At 71.2% G+C, this 14,245-nt stretch carries 14 protein-coding genes; all 14 read left to right on the forward strand.

The window, feature by feature from the left end; genetic code table 11:
• The first annotated feature begins 1 nt into the window (after position 1).
• Positions 2-1,738 carry an endolytic transglycosylase MltG gene (mltG, locus tag RWH45_RS15425; protein ID WP_315995748.1) on the forward strand — a complete coding sequence of 579 codons (1,737 nt, stop codon included), beginning with the start codon at positions 2-4 and terminating at the stop codon, positions 1,736-1,738.
• Complete coding sequence (locus RWH45_RS15430) at positions 1,732-2,568, forward strand: shikimate dehydrogenase (RefSeq protein WP_315995749.1); 837 nt, start codon at positions 1,732-1,734, stop codon at positions 2,566-2,568. Before mltG ends, RWH45_RS15430 begins: the two co-directional genes overlap by 7 nt.
• A gap of 4 nt (positions 2,569-2,572) precedes the next feature.
• A complete protein-coding gene (gene aroC, locus RWH45_RS15435; protein ID WP_315995750.1) occupies positions 2,573-3,799 on the forward strand; it encodes a chorismate synthase in 1,227 nt (408 codons plus the stop codon).
• Complete coding sequence (locus RWH45_RS15440; protein ID WP_391403813.1) at positions 3,786-4,361, forward strand: shikimate kinase; 576 nt, start codon at positions 3,786-3,788, stop codon at positions 4,359-4,361. The genes aroC and RWH45_RS15440 overlap by 14 nt, the downstream gene beginning before the upstream one ends.
• Positions 4,358-5,434, forward strand: coding sequence for a 3-dehydroquinate synthase (aroB, locus tag RWH45_RS15445; RefSeq protein ID WP_315995751.1), 1,077 nt, complete (start codon positions 4,358-4,360; stop codon positions 5,432-5,434). The genes RWH45_RS15440 and aroB overlap by 4 nt, the downstream gene beginning before the upstream one ends.
• Positions 5,431-5,967, forward strand: coding sequence for a GNAT family N-acetyltransferase (locus RWH45_RS15450; RefSeq protein WP_315995752.1), 537 nt, complete (start codon positions 5,431-5,433; stop codon positions 5,965-5,967). The genes aroB and RWH45_RS15450 overlap by 4 nt, the downstream gene beginning before the upstream one ends.
• 72 nt (positions 5,968-6,039) lie before the next feature.
• Positions 6,040-6,498 carry a type II 3-dehydroquinate dehydratase gene (locus tag RWH45_RS15455; protein ID WP_315995753.1) on the forward strand — a complete coding sequence of 153 codons (459 nt, stop codon included), beginning with the start codon at positions 6,040-6,042 and terminating at the stop codon, positions 6,496-6,498.
• Between the two features lie 72 nt (positions 6,499-6,570).
• Positions 6,571-7,131 (forward strand): elongation factor P, encoded by a 561-nt coding sequence (efp, locus tag RWH45_RS15460; protein ID WP_315995754.1) that lies wholly within the window; start codon positions 6,571-6,573, stop codon positions 7,129-7,131.
• Between the two features lie 18 nt (positions 7,132-7,149).
• Positions 7,150-7,560 carry a transcription antitermination factor NusB gene (nusB, locus tag RWH45_RS15465; protein ID WP_298872920.1) on the forward strand — a complete coding sequence of 137 codons (411 nt, stop codon included), beginning with the start codon at positions 7,150-7,152 and terminating at the stop codon, positions 7,558-7,560.
• A gap of 391 nt (positions 7,561-7,951) precedes the next feature.
• The gene (locus RWH45_RS15470; RefSeq protein ID WP_315995755.1) at positions 7,952-10,903 is read left to right on the forward strand and encodes a DEAD/DEAH box helicase; all 2,952 of its coding nucleotides are present in this window, start codon (positions 7,952-7,954) and stop codon (positions 10,901-10,903) included.
• Between the two features lie 64 nt (positions 10,904-10,967).
• The gene (locus RWH45_RS15475) at positions 10,968-11,519 is read left to right on the forward strand and encodes a hypothetical protein (RefSeq protein ID WP_315995756.1); all 552 of its coding nucleotides are present in this window, start codon (positions 10,968-10,970) and stop codon (positions 11,517-11,519) included.
• Positions 11,520-11,642: 123 nt separating this feature from the next.
• On the forward strand, positions 11,643-11,774 hold the full coding sequence (locus RWH45_RS15480) for a hypothetical protein (protein WP_315995757.1): 132 nt from the start codon (positions 11,643-11,645) through the stop codon (positions 11,772-11,774).
• A 77-nt stretch (positions 11,775-11,851) separates the two neighbouring features.
• A complete protein-coding gene (locus RWH45_RS15485) occupies positions 11,852-12,382 on the forward strand; it encodes a putative immunity protein (protein WP_315995758.1) in 531 nt (176 codons plus the stop codon).
• A 125-nt stretch (positions 12,383-12,507) separates the two neighbouring features.
• On the forward strand, positions 12,508-14,091 hold the full coding sequence (locus RWH45_RS15490) for a Rieske 2Fe-2S domain-containing protein (protein WP_315995759.1): 1,584 nt from the start codon (positions 12,508-12,510) through the stop codon (positions 14,089-14,091).
• The last annotated feature ends 154 nt before the right edge of the window (positions 14,092-14,245 follow it).

Consider the following 14,245-nt stretch of genomic DNA (forward strand, 5'->3'; position numbering starts at 1 on the left):
CATGCCCGAGAACCAGCCCCCCGAGAGCGATCCGTTCGCCGACCTGTACGGTCGCCTGCCCGACCCGCGCAGCGGCGCGCGCGCGGCCGACGATTCGGCCGACGCCGCTCCGCCCTCGCGTCGCGCTGCTCGTGAGGCGCGCCGCGCGCAGACCGGCCCGACCGACACGACACCCGCCGTCGCCGCGGCCCCCGCCCCGGACGGCGCCGCCGCCCCGGCGCCCCGGTTCGACGCGGCGCGACGCGCGCCGGAGGAGACCTCCGCGCCGGAGCCCACCCGCGCCGCGGAGCGCATGCCCGCGCCGCGTGCCGCCGAGCCCGCGCCGCGCACCGCCGCACCCACCCCGGCGCCCCGCGCCACCGAGCCCGCGTCCGCGCCGCGAGCCACCGACGCGGCCGCAGCCACGGCATCCGCCTCATCCTCGGACGTCGCACGTGACGGCGGAGCATCCGCGCCCGGACCCCGCCGGACGAGCGCGCCGGCGACGATCGACGACGTCTCGCGCGAGGGGCAGCCGGCGCTGATCGGTTCCGCGACGGCCGGACGCCCCGCTCCGGGTGCCGCCGGCATGGCCTCCGGGTCGCTCGAAGACCTCTTCACCGGCCAGACCACGACCCACGAGATCGGCCACGCCGCGCCCCGCGCCCCCAAGAAGCGCCGTCGCGTCGGCGGCTGGATCGCCCTCGCCGTGGTCCTGGTGCTGCTCGGCGGCATCGCCGCGGGCGGCATGGTCGTCTGGAACACCTACGGCGATCGCATCCAGGCGTTCTTGGGCAACGGCGAGCCCCTCGACTACGAGGCGGGGCAGGCCACGGGCGAGGCCCGCGTCACCATCGTCTCGGGCGACACGGGGGAGTCCGTCTCACCGAAGCTGTTCGAGGCCGGCATCACGAAGGCCTCGAATTCGCTCTACAAGTACATGGTCGACAACTCCGTCGCCTTCACCTTCCAGCCGGGCGTCTACAAGCTGCAGCAGCAGATGACGTCGGAGGCGGTCCTCGCCGCTCTCCGAGACCCCGCGAGCCGTCTGGACTACTCCGTGCAGCTGCGCGAGGGGCTCACCCTGACGCAGTCGCTCGACGTCATCTCCGAGCAGCTGAGCATCCCGCGCGCCGATCTCGACGCCGCCGCCGCCGACCCGTCGGTGTACGGCGTGCCCGCCTCGACGCTCGAGGGGTGGATCTTCCCGGCGACCTACGACTTCGACGAGGGCGTCACCGCCCAGCAGGTCATCGAACGCATGGTGCAGCGCACCATCCAGTCGCTCGACGCGGCGGGGGTCCCGGAGTCCGACCGGGAGCGCATCCTCATCGTCGCGTCGATCATCGAACGCGAGGCGCGCAGCAGCGAGGACTTCTACAAAGTCTCGCGAGTGATCGAGAACCGCCTCCAGCCCGACAACACCGAGACCCACGGCCTGCTGCAGATGGACTCGACCGCCCAGTACGGCGCGGGAGAACTGGATGCCGGGTCGTCGTCGTCGTCCGAGAACGCGCTCACCAGCGACAACCCGTGGAACACCTACGTGCGCCCGGGTCTGCCGATCGGGCCCATCGCCAACCCCGGCGATCTCGCGATCGACGCGGCGATGAAGCCGGTGGACGGCTCGTGGTACTACTTCACCACCGTCAACCTCGCCACCGGCGAGACGGTGTTCTCGACGACCTACGCCGACCAGTTGAAGGCCGTGGACCAGTTCCGTGCGTGGTGTCGCGAGAACCCCGACGGCGGATGCTGACCGACGCCACCCGGTTGGCCGTCTGGGGCGACCCGATCGCGCATTCGCGGTCGCCCCGGCTGCACGCCGCCGCGTACGGCGTGCTCGGACTCGACTGGGAGTACGGACGGCGATGCGTCGACGAGGCGACCTTCGACACGGAGGTCGACGGGTTGGATGCCACCTGGCGCGGCCTGTCGTTGACGATGCCGTTGAAGCACGTCGCGGCCGCCCGGGCCACCACCCTCGACGATGACGCGCGACTGACCGGCGCCGTCAACACCTACCTGCTGACCGACGGGAGAGCCCACGGCTTCAACACCGACGTGGGCGGACTCGCCCGCGCCCTCGACGAGGTCGGCGTACGCCGACCCGAGCGCGTGCGCGTGCTGGGCGCGGGGGCGACGGCGACCTCGGCCCTCGTCTCGGCGGCCCGCGCCGGAGCGGTCGAGGTGGAGGTACGGGCTCGGCGCCCCGAAGCGGCAGCGGCCCTCGCCGAGCTGGGGGCGCTCCTGGGCGTCGCGGTGCGGACCGCGCCTCTCGACGCGCCCGATCCCGTCCAGGTCGACACGACCATCGCCGCCCTGCCCGGCGGCACCGACCTCGGCGCCCTCGCGGGGGCGCTGGCATCCACGTCCGGACCCCTCGTCGACGTCGTCTACGGCGGCTGGCCCACACCTCTGGCGCGGGCCTGGGAGAGCGCCGGGGTGGCCGCGCACGACGGGCTCACGATGCTGCTGCACCAGGCACTGCTGCAGGTGCGCGTCTTCGTCGCCGGTGACCCTGCGCAGCCACTCGTCCACGAGGACGAGGTGCTGGCCGCAATGCGCATCGCGCTCGTGGGAGACTAGACGAATGCTTCGCGTCTTCACCGCCGGCGAGTCCCACGGCCCCGAACTGATCGCCCTCATGGAGGGGATGCCGGCCGGTGTCCCGGTCTCCTCGGCCCAGATCCGCGCCGAACTGGCGCGCCGTCGACTCGGGTACGGTCGCGGCTCGCGCATGAAGTTCGAAGAAGACGAGCTGACGCTGTCGACGGGCATCGTGCACGGCTTCACGATCGGCAGCCCGATCGCCCTGCGCATCGGCAACACCGAGTGGCCGAAGTGGACCGAGGTCATGAGCCCCGAGCCCGTCGAGCTGTCCGACCGCTCCCGCGGACGCGGAGCCGCGCTCACGCGCCCCCGCCCCGGCCACGCCGACCTCGTCGGCATGCAGAAGTACGGCTTCGACGAGGCCCGCCCCATCCTCGAGCGCGCTTCCGCCCGCGAGACCGCAGCACGCGTCGCCCTGGGCGCCGTGGCCCGTTCCTTCCTCAGCGAGCTCGGCATCCGCCTGGTCAGCCACACGCTCTCGATCGGTCCCGTGCGCGTGCCCGACGACGCCGCACTGCCCACGCCCGACGACGTCGACCGGCTCGACGCCGATCCGTTACGGTGCTTCCACGCCGACACCAGTGCGGCGATGGTCGCCGAGGTCGACGACGCGAAGAAGGCGGGCGACACGCTCGGCGGCATCGTCGAGGTGCTCGCGTACGGCCTGCCCCCGGGGCTCGGCTCGCACGTGCAGTGGGACCGCCGTCTGGACGCCCGCCTCGCCCAGGCGCTCATGAGCATCCAGGCCATCAAGGGCGTCGAGGTCGGCGACGGCTTCCTCACCACGACGCGCCGCGGTTCTCAGGCGCACGACGAGCTGTTCGCCACCGAAGACGGCATCACCCGATCGTCCGACCGTGCCGGCGGCACCGAGGGCGGCATGTCGACCGGCACCGTGCTGCGCGTACGCGCCGGTATGAAGCCGATCGCGACGATCCCCAAGGCCCTGCGTACGGTCGACGTCGCCACCGGCGACACCGCCGCCGCGCACCACCAGCGCTCAGACGTCTGCGCGGTGCCCGCGTCGGGCGTCGTCGCGGAAGCCATGGTCGCGGTGACCCTCGCGGATGCCGTGCTCGAGAAGTTCGGGGGCGACAACGTCGCCGAGACCCGCCGCAACCTCGAGTCGTACCTCGCGAACCTGCCCGAGACCCTGCGCACGACCGACGCGTCGGACGCCGCGCTTCTCGCGCATGACCTCGCCTGAGCAGGCGCCCGCCGGAGCCGACGACCGTACGCCGGTGACCGGGACCGGTTCGGCCGTCGTGCTCATCGGTCCGATGGGCGCCGGGAAAACCAGCGTGGGGCGCCGCGTCGCCCGCGCCCTGGGCACCCCCTTCACCGACACCGACAAGCTCGTCGTGCGCGAGCACGGGCCGATCCGAGACCTGTTCCTCGTCCACGGCGAAGCACACTTCCGCGCGCTCGAACGCGACGCGGTCGTCGAGGCGCTGGGCCGCGGGGGCGTCGTCGCGCTCGGCGGGGGAGCGGTGCTCGACCCCGCGACGCGGGAACGCCTGACCGCGCATCGCGTCGTCCTGCTCACCGTGGCGCCGCACGTGGTGGCATCCCGTATCCACGGCGACGATCGGCCCCTCCTCGGGGGCGAAGACCCCGTCGAACGCTGGCGGCGCATCTACGACGAGCGGCGCCCCGTCTACGAGGCCACGGCCGACATCACCATCGACACGTCGTCGGGGCCGCTGTCCCGCGTCGTCGACGACATCGTGGCCTGGGCGCAGAGCGTCCCGGCCCAGGAGACATCATGAGCGACACCACCACGATCAGCGTCGCCGGCGACCCCGGCTACGACATCACGATCGGCCGGGGCCTGCTGGCCGCGCTGGGCGAGAAGCTGCCCGCCGCCGCCCGGAAGGTGCTCGTGGTGCACCCACCCACCCTTGCCGCGCAGGCCGAGGCTCTGCGCGCGCAGCTGGTGGGCGATCGCCAGGTACTGCTGGCCGAGATCCCCGATGCCGAGCAGGGCAAGCGCGTCGAGGTCGCCGCGTTCTGCTGGCAGGTCATGGGCCAAGCCGACTTCACGCGCACCGACGTCGTGGTCGGTTTCGGCGGGGGAGCCGTGACCGACCTCGCGGGCTTCGTCGCGGCGACCTGGTTGCGCGGGGTCGCCCTCGTGCAGGTCCCGACCACCGTTCTGGGCATGGTCGACGCCGCCGTGGGCGGGAAGACCGGCATCAACACCGCCGAAGGCAAGAACCTGGTCGGTGCGTTCTGGCCGCCGGTGGCCGTGGTCTGCGACCTCGACCTGCTCGACACCCTCTCGAAGAACGAGGCGACCGCCGGCTTCGCCGAAGTGGTCAAGGCGGGCTTCATCTGGCATCCCGAGATCCTCGATCTCATCGAGGCCGACCCGACGGGCATCGTCGATCCGAAGGGCGACGCGTTCCGCCGCTGCGTCGAGCTCGCGATCGACATGAAGGCGCGCGTTGTCGGGGAAGACCTGCGCGAGGCGGGCCTTCGCGAGGTGTTGAACTACGGGCACACCCTCGGCCACGCCATCGAGCATGCCGAGCGCTACCGCTGGCGTCACGGGGCGGCGATCTCGGTGGGCATGGTGTTCGCCGCCGAGCTGTCGCGCCTCGCCGGGCGCCTGTCGGACGACGTCGCGCAGCGGCACCGCACCGTGCTCGAGTCGCTGGGGCTGCCGACGACCTACCGCGCCGGGGCGTTCCAGACGCTGAAGGCGACGATGCAGCGCGACAAGAAGAGCCGCGGGAGCATGCTGCGCTTCATCGTGCTCGACGACCTGGCGCGGCCCACCGTGCTGCAGGCGCCCGACGAGTCGCTGCTGTTCGCGGCCTACCAGGAGGTCGGTGCGTGACCACCTCCGTGCGCCGCGTGCGCGCGGGGGAGGGCGGACGCGTCCGTGAGCTGCGGCTGCGCGCGGTCGGCGACCCGGCGGCATCCATCGCGTTCCTCACGACCTACGACCAGGAGCTCGAGCGGGACCAGGCGTTCTGGGACGAGCGAGCGGCGGGCGGCGCCGACGGCGACTCCGCCGCGATGTTCGTGGCCGAGAGCGCCGACACGTGGATCGGCACGTGCACGGTGCTCGTCCGGCGCGCGGGCGACGTCGACCACACCGGGCGACGACTCACCACGGGACGCGCCGACGTCGTGGGGGTCTACGTCGATCCCGCACATCGCGGATCCGGCGCGATCGACGCCCTGCTCGACGCCGCGGCGCGTTGGAGCGCCGATCAGGGATTCGAGACGCTCTCGCTCGACGTGCACGTCGACAACGCCCGGGCCCAGGCCGTCTACCGCCGCGCCGGCTTCGTGCCGACGGGCGAGACCTTCACGAGCCCCATCGGCGACGAGCTCGCGATGAGCCGGTCGCTTCGCACACTGTGACACGACCCGGGCCGGCCGGCCGACGCTCCCGTCGGACGAGCGCAACGGGAGGCCGCTGATAGCGTGCGGGACATGACCACGCCCCGCCGACTGCTCCTCGTCAACGGCCCCAACCTGAACCTCCTCGGCACCCGTCAGCCCGAGATCTACGGCCGCGACACCCTCGCCGACGTCGAACGCGTGACGGCCGAGGCCGCCGGCCGGCACGGCCTCGAGGTCCGCGCGATCCAGAGCAACCACGAGGGCGTCCTCATCGACGCGATCCACGCCGCCCGGCTCGACTGCGCGGGCATCGTCATCAATGCCGGGGGGTACACACACACCTCCGTCGCGCTGCGCGACGCCCTGGCATCCGTCGATCTCCCCGTCGCCGAGGTGCACATCTCGAACATCAAGGAGCGCGAGGCGTTCCGGCACTTCTCGTACATCGAGGACGTCGCCGCGGTGCACGTGATCGGCGAGGGCGTGCCCGGATACGCGCGAGCCGTCGACCTGCTCGTGGAGGTCATCTCGGGCCGCGCCGACGGCTGAGCCCGCTCATCACGTAGACTCTGACGTCGGGCTCTCGCCCACTTCGACTCACGAAACGGAATATCGGCACTCATGGCATCCACCGCAGACATCAAGAACGGCGTCGTCCTGAACATCGACGGTCAGCTCTGGAGCGTCGTGGAGTTCCAGCACGTCAAGCCCGGCAAGGGCGGCGCCTTCGTGCGCACCAAGCTCAAGAACGTCATGAGCGGCAAGGTCGTCGACCGCACGTTCAACGCCGGCGCCAAGATCGACCTCGAGAACGTCGACCGTCGCGACTTCACCTACCTCTACAACGACGGCGAAGGCTTCGTCTTCATGGACGTCGCCGACTACGACCAGATCACCGTGGGAGCCGCGACCGTCGGCGACGCGGCGAACTTCCTGCTCGAGAACCAGCAGGTGCAGATCGCGCTGAACAACGGCAACCCGCTCTACATCGAGCTGCCGCCGTCGGTCATCCTCGAGGTGACGTACACCGAGCCCGGTCTGCAGGGCGACCGCTCGTCGGCCGGCACCAAGCCCGCCACCGTCGAGACCGGTTACGAGATGCAGGTTCCGCTTTTCCTCGAGACCGGCACCAAGATCAAGGTCGACACTCGCACGGGCGAGTACCTCGGCCGCATCAGCTGACGTCTCGATCCCGACAGAATGAGTGCTCGTACCAAGGCGCGCAAGCGCGCCCTCGACATCCTGTTCCAGGCCGACGTGCGCGGCGAGGAGCTGCCCGTGATGCTGGCCACCGAGGCCAAGCGCGCGGCCTCTGAGCCCGACCGTCAGGCCTCGTGGCTGTACGCCCGCGACATCGTCGACGGCGTGATCGACAACCGCGATGCGATCGACGAGCAGATCACCACGTTCGCCAAGGACTGGTCGCTGCAGCGCATGCCGGCCGTCGACCGGGCGCTGCTGCGGATCGGCACGTGGGAGATCCTCTACAACGACGAGGTGCCCACCGCCGTCGCGATCGACGAGGCCGTCGAGCTGGCGAAGGAGTTCTCCACCGACGACTCCGGTTCGTTCGTGCACGGCGTTCTCGCGCGCATCGCCCGTTCGTCCTGAGCGCGGCTGACGCGATGCGACGCGGTCCCGGCTGCCCGCCGGTGACCGCGTCGTGGCGTTTCCGGGTGGAGTGCCGGGGCGTGCTGTGGGACCGGATGTCACGGCGTCTGCGCGCAAAGGATCGCGGTGCGCGGTGCGGCGGGGTCGCTGCGGCGTCCGGCGCCATGCAGGGCGGCGGGGTCGCTGCGGCCTCCGGCGCCATGCAGGGCGGCGGGGCGTCCGGCGGCGCGCGGTGCGGAGAAGCCGCCGCGGCATCGATGAACGCTATCGCCACCGAAAAACGCGATGTCGCCGCGTTCCTCGAGCTCGAGGGCGTTTCTCGGCGCGAACGGAACGGTCTCGCGCGGCCGGTCCGCCGCCCCCTGTCGGAGGTTCGCGGCAGGATGCTCCCGTGACCTCCTGGCGCGAGCTGCTTCCCGGGAGCGAGACGGCCGCGTTCGAGCCGCTCGCCCTCGGCATCGAGCTGCGCCAGCGCGAGGCGTACGACCCGTCCCGGTGGGAGGCCCGTGCCGTCGTGCCGGTGACGCCGCGCATGCTCGCCCAGCGCCAGGACGACCTGCAGCTCGTCGCCCGTCCGCTCGTCCGAGGCGCACGCGAGGCGTGGATCAAGGCGGATGCCACCTGGGACACCGTTCGCCGATCCTCCGGCCGTTTCGACCCCATGCAGGTGCGCTGGTTCGCCGAGCTGCACGCCCTCGCGCAGGCTCTGCGGACGACGGGACCGTTCGCCCCGTCCGGCGACACGGTCGCCCTCGACACCGTCGACTCGCCGTTGCTCTGGCCGCACCTTCTCGCGGCCGAGGGGCTCGGCATCCGGATCGTCCCGATGCATCCGCAGCAGAGCGTGCGCCTCGCGCGCACGGCGACCGCCCGGGTCGCGCTCGACGCGGTCGGCGGGGGAGCACTGCGGTTGTCGGCCGACCTCGAGATCGACACGCGTCCCGTCGACGCGACCCACGCGCGCGCCATCGGCACCGCGGGGCTCTTCGCCTTCGAGATCGATCGCGACCCGGTGCCGATCGTGCTCGCGGCCGTCGACCTTCCGGTGCCGCTGCCCGCCCTGCTCGGCGGAGCCGCCGTCGAGGTGCCCGCGACCGAGGCGACGGAGTTCGTGGCGGAGGTGTACCCGCGACTGGCGCGACGCGCCCCGCTGTCCGTCGGCGCGGGCGTCCCCCCGCCGCCGCCGGCGCGACCGACGCTGACGGTCGACGTCTCTTATCTCGACGACGACGCCGTCGAGTACCGGCTCGACTGGGTCTACCCGGGCGGGTTCCGGGCCGCGTACGACGATCGGGGCGACCACGCCGAGCGCGATCCGCGCGCCGAGGCGCAGATCGGCGAACGGTTCGAAACGGCGTGGATGGCGGCATCCGATCTGCCCGCCCTCGCGAGGGCGACCCTGCGGGATGCGGATGCCGCGGTCTTCGGCGCGCGGGTTCTTCCCGCCGTCGACGTGCTCGACGAGGTGCGGGTGCGCACGCGCGGCACGCAACCCACGTTCCGCGAGCTGCGCGGCGATCCGTCCCTGCGCATCACGGCCGTCGAGTCGCTCGACCGGGACTGGCTCGATCTCGGCATCGTCGTGACGATCGAGGGCCGCCTGATCCCGTTCGGCGTGCTCTTCAGCGCCCTTTCGCGGGGCCGGACGCGCATCAAGCTGTCGGACGGTGCCTGGTTCTCGCTCGCGCACCCGGCTTTGCAGCGTATGCGCGAGCTGCTCGAGGAGGCCGCGACGCTCGACGAGTGGGAGACGGGACCGCGCCTGCCCCGCACGCACCTCGCACTGTGGGCGGAGTTCGAGGACCTCGCCGATCAGTCCGAGGCGGCGGTCGAGTGGCGAGAGCTCGCGCGGGCGCTGCGCGACGTGAGCGAGGTGCCCGAGGTCCCGACCCCGACCGGGTTCCGCGCCGAACTGCGTCCCTACCAGCGCGAGGGCCTGTCGTGGCTCGCGCTGCTGCACGCGCACCGACTCGGCGGCATCCTCGGCGACGACATGGGCCTCGGAAAGACCCTGCAGCTGCTCGCGCTCATCGCGCACAGCCGCGCGCGCGGCGACGCACGACCGTGGCTCGTCGTCGCCCCGACCTCGGTGCTGCCGACCTGGCGCGATGAGGCCGCACGATTCGCCCCGGGCCTGCGGGTCGCCGTCATCGAGGCGACCGCGGTGCGCCGCGACCGGGCCATCGCCGAGATCGCGGCGGACGTCGACGTCGTCGTCGCGTCCTACGGCGTCGTCCGAACGGATGCCGAGGAGTTCGCCGCACCGCACTGGTCGGGCGTGGTGCTCGACGAGGCCCAGTTCGTGAAGAACCCGGCCACGCGCATCCACCGCGCGATCGCGGCGCTCCGCACCGACGCCGTGTTCGCGGCCACCGGAACACCCATCGAGAACGGTCTCGACGACCTGTGGGCGCTGCTCGCGCTGACGGCGCCCGGGCTGTTCCCCTCGATCCGGCAGTTCCGGGAGGACTACACCCGCGCGATCGAGCAGCTGCCGTCGGACGCCCCCACCGATCTGTCGGCCGCGGCCGCGGGCGCGCACCGAGAGAAGACCCTCGAACGTCTGCGCCGTCGGGTCCGCCCTTTCCTCCTCCGGCGCACGAAAGACGTGGTGGCCTCCGATCTGCCCCCGAAACAGGAGCAGGAGATCGCGGTGCCGCTCGACCCCGCGCATCGGGCGGTCTACGACCGTGTGCTGCAGAGGGAGCGGCAGAAAGTCCTCGGACTGCTCGACGATCTCGACCGACAGCGGTTCATCGTGTTCCGCTCGCTCACGCTGCTGCGCATGCTGGCGCTGGCACCGGGGCTCGTGGACGATCGCGACGCGCACCTGGGCTCCGCCAAGCTCGACGTGCTGCTGGAGCGCCTCGTGGAGGTCGCGGCCGAGGGGCACCGTGCACTGGTGTTCAGCCAGTTCACCTCTTTCCTCGACATGGCGGCGGAGAGACTGGATGCCGCCGGCCTCGCATACGCCCATCTCGACGGCGGCACCGCTCGGCGCGGAGACGTGGTCGCGGGCTTCCGCGCGGGGGAGGCGCCCGTCTTCCTCATCAGCCTCAAGGCCGGGGGATTCGGACTGACGCTGACCGAGGCGGACTACGTCTTCGTCCTCGACCCCTGGTGGAATCCCGCGGCCGAGGCCCAGGCGATCGACCGTGCGCACCGCATCGGGCAGAACAAGAGCGTCTTCGTCTACCGGCTCATCGCCTCGGGCACGATCGAAGAGAAGGTCCTCGCGCTCCAGCGCCGCAAGGCGGCCCTCTTCGACGCGGTCATCGATGACGGCGAGGCGTTCGCCGCGTCGTTGGACGCGGCTGACGTCCGGGGGTTGTTGGGACCGTGACGCGAGCCGGATAGTGTCGGAGCCCCGTCGCTACTCGACGGGGAGGGAAGAGGCGGACGACGTCATGACGCACACCGAGGCGCTTGAGCCCGGCTACCATCCGCCCGCCTTTCCTCTGTACGAAGCGGTGTTCAGAGCCGGAGGAGCGCCGCCACGGCGGTGGCTGAGCGGCTGGAACGGCCTCGTGACCGCGCCCGCCACAGATGTGACACTCGCGGCGAAGACCGAGCGCGACTCCGCGCTGGTGGCCTCATCCCGGTGGAACGAGGTAGCGGAAGCCCGTGCCACGGGAGCATTGCTGCTCTCGGCCTATCGCGTCTTCGCACCGGCGACCCCCGTCGACGAGGTGCTGAGGCTCGCCGAGGACGACACACGGTGGAACGCCGCGACCGTGGTCGTCGACGGTCGACCGTTCCCAGCCGTGGCCACCGCCGTTGAGGGCGTGACGATCACCTGCTGCGTCGATCGCGCTGCAGACGTGCACGTCGCTGTCGCCTCGATCGGTGAATTCTCCTTGCGCCGACTGATCGCGGGCCGGAACGAGGTCTATCCGGCCGATCCGTTTGTCGCTCACGCGTACGCCGATCTGCCCCCGGTCGACGACATCGTCGACTGACGAACGCGGGATGGCGTTAGGACCCGTCGCGACTCACCACAGCTCGCCGGTGACGAACTCGGGCTGGTCAGCGACCGCGATCGGCAGCGATTCATCGTGTTTGGGTCGTTGACGCTGCTGCGCATGCTGATCGAAGAGAGAGTGCTCGCGCTCCAGCGCCGCAAGGCGGCCCTCTTCGACACGGTCATCGATGACGGCGAGGCGTTCGCCGCGTCGTTGGACGCGGCTGACATCCGGGGGTTGTTGGGACCGTGACTCCGGGGCGTGCGAAGGGGTCGGGCGCGGGGTACCACCGCGCGGCACCGATCCGCGGTGTGTGAGAGGGTACTCGCGTGCTCTCCCCGCAATCGCTCAGCGAGAACGACCGACGAAGGGTGGCGGCGTGGGCGGCCGACTGCGCCGAGCGGGTTCTCCCCCTGTTCGAGGCGGAGGCCCCGCTCGATGACCGGGCGCGCGACGGCATCCGGCGAGCGCGAGCCTTCTCGCGAGGCGAGCTGGACGCCGCGGGGGAGATCCGCCGGCGTTTCGTGGCCGGACGCGCCTCCCAGTCGGCGACCACCGCGGTGGGAAAGGCCGCCGCGTGGGCGGCGGGGCAGGCGGCGGGCGTTGCGCACATGGGTGCCCATGCCCTCGGCGCCGCGGCCTTCGCGGCGAAGGCCGCCGAGCTCGCCGATCCCGGTCGCGGCGGGGCCGCCGAACTCGCGTGGCAGGTCGCCCGTCTCGACGTCGACACGCGAAACGCATTGTCGCTGCTTCCCCGGCTCGGGGAGGATCCCTCCGGGCCACTGGGATCGGGACTTCTCGCCTCGGGCGTACTCGGCGAGAACATCCGCTTCCTCCAGACGGCGCTCACAGCCCGCTGACCCGCGAGCGATCCGCGAGGGAGGGCCGTGGCATCCGTTCGTCTCTCGAACCGCCGCGGCACCCCGCGGCCTCGCAGCAACCCCCGCGTAGACTCGTCAGGTTCCGTCCACGACACAGGAGCGACATGAGAATCACCGGCCTCGGCCACGCGGGAATGTTCATCGAGACGCGCGGCGGCAGCATCATCTGCGACCCCGTCCTCGGTCCGAGCTTCTTCGGCTCGTGGTTCCCGTTCCCCGACAACCGTGCCCTCGACTGGGAGCGCTTCGGCAAGGCGGACTTCCTCTACATCTCGCACCGTCACCGCGATCACTTCGATCCGGCTCTGCTCGAGCGGTACGTGCCGAAGGACATCAAGGTGCTCCTGCCCGAGTACCCGACCGACGACCTCGAGCAGGACCTCCTCGGCCTCGGCTACACGAACCTCGTCCGCACCGAAGCGGGCGTGCCTTTGCAGTTCGGCGACCTGAAGCTCATGGTGACGCCGCTGCGCGCCCCCTCCGACGGTCCGATCGGCGACTCGTCGCTCTCGCTCGACGACGGCACCGCCTCGGTCCTCAATCAGAACGACTCCCACCCGCTGGATCTCGAGAAGCTGTTCGACTTCGGCAAGCCCGACGCGTACTTCACCCAGGTCTCGGGCGCGATCTGGTGGCCGATGGTCTACGACCTTCCCCAGGATGCCAAGCAGAACTTCGCCCAGCTCAAGCGCGACGCGCAGAACAAGCGCGCGATGTACTACATCGACAAGGTCGACGCCGAGCACGTGTTCCCGATGGCGGGCCCGCCCATGTTCCTGCGCGAAGAGCTGTTCCGTTACAACGGCACGGGCCTCGAGAACGACTCGATCTTCACCGACCAGCGCGAGTTCCTCGCGCACATGAAGGAGCAGCGCCCCGACCAGAAGGGCTATCTGTTCCTTCCCGGCACCGAGGTCGAGGTGCAGGGCTCCGACGTCACGGTGACGCAGACGCTGTACACGGATGCCGAGATCGAGCGCGTCTTCGGCGACAAGTGGAACTACCTCGCCGAGCAGCGCGACAGCCGCCAGGCCGAGGTGCGGGCCGAAGAGGCGACCCGCGCGGACATCATCCCGCCGGCCGAGATGCTCGCCGCCCTCAAGGAGTGGTGGGAGCCGCTGCTGCGTCGCGCCCGCACGATCCGCAACGGCGTGGGCGGCATGGTGCGCTTCCGCATCGGTGAGCTCGACATGGTCGTGGACTTCCCCAAGGCGAAGCTGCGCGAGTACGCGGGGGAGGAGTGCATCTACTGGTACACCATCCCCGCCGACCTCGTCTCCACGAACATCCGCGACCACGAGATCGACTGGTCGAACTCGATCTTCCTGTCGATGCAGTTCGAGGTCGGTCGCTCGGGCAAGTTCAACGAGTTCCTCACGACGTTCCTCAAGTGCCTCTCTCGCGACCGCATCGAGTACGTCGAGAACTGGTACGCCGAGCAGTCGGACCAGACCGAGGATGCCGAGATCGGCGACTGGACCGTGCAGCGTCGCTGCCCGCACCTGCGCGCCGACCTGACGAAGACCGGCAAGATCGAGGACGGCGTGCTGACGTGCTCGCTGCACGACTGGAAGTGGGACCTGGAGACGGGTCGCTGCCTGACGACGACGGGGCATCCCATCCGCTCGTCGCGCGTGCGCACCACCCCGAGCGGAGAGCGCGCCGCCGCCGAGGTCGCCGCGGGCTGACGCCTGTCGGGATCCCGGTCCGACGACACCGCGCGAGACCACATCATCCCGACGAACACGCACGAACCGACGCGCCGACTCGTCACCGTCCCGCGTTTTCGCCGCGATCGGTGGCACCGCGCGGTGACACCGTCCCGTGCGACCACGGAAACCA

It is taken from the genome of Microbacterium galbum (assembly GCF_032464915.1).
Classification (GTDB): Bacteria; Actinomycetota; Actinomycetes; order Actinomycetales; family Microbacteriaceae; genus Microbacterium; species Microbacterium galbum.

Bases quoted from the DNA above. Each gene is read 5' to 3' on its own strand.
- RWH45_RS15475 (WP_315995756.1), top strand. From the start codon at position 10,968: ATGACGCACACCGAGGCGCTTGAGCCCGGCTACCATCCGCCCGCCTTT.
- RWH45_RS15440 (WP_391403813.1), top strand. From the start codon at position 3,786: ATGACCTCGCCTGAGCAGGCGCCCGCCGGAGCCGACGACCGTACGCCG.
- RWH45_RS15480 (WP_315995757.1), top strand. From the start codon at position 11,643: ATGCTGATCGAAGAGAGAGTGCTCGCGCTCCAGCGCCGCAAGGCGGCC.
- aroB (WP_315995751.1), top strand. From the start codon at position 4,358: ATGAGCGACACCACCACGATCAGCGTCGCCGGCGACCCCGGCTACGAC.
- nusB (WP_298872920.1), top strand. From the start codon at position 7,150: ATGAGTGCTCGTACCAAGGCGCGCAAGCGCGCCCTCGACATCCTGTTC.
- RWH45_RS15455 (WP_315995753.1), top strand. From the start codon at position 6,040: ATGACCACGCCCCGCCGACTGCTCCTCGTCAACGGCCCCAACCTGAAC.
- RWH45_RS15490 (WP_315995759.1), top strand. From the start codon at position 12,508: ATGAGAATCACCGGCCTCGGCCACGCGGGAATGTTCATCGAGACGCGC.
- efp (WP_315995754.1), top strand. From the start codon at position 6,571: ATGGCATCCACCGCAGACATCAAGAACGGCGTCGTCCTGAACATCGAC.
- mltG (WP_315995748.1), top strand. From the start codon at position 2: ATGCCCGAGAACCAGCCCCCCGAGAGCGATCCGTTCGCCGACCTGTAC.
- RWH45_RS15430 (WP_315995749.1), top strand. From the start codon at position 1,732: ATGCTGACCGACGCCACCCGGTTGGCCGTCTGGGGCGACCCGATCGCG.
- aroC (WP_315995750.1), top strand. From the start codon at position 2,573: ATGCTTCGCGTCTTCACCGCCGGCGAGTCCCACGGCCCCGAACTGATC.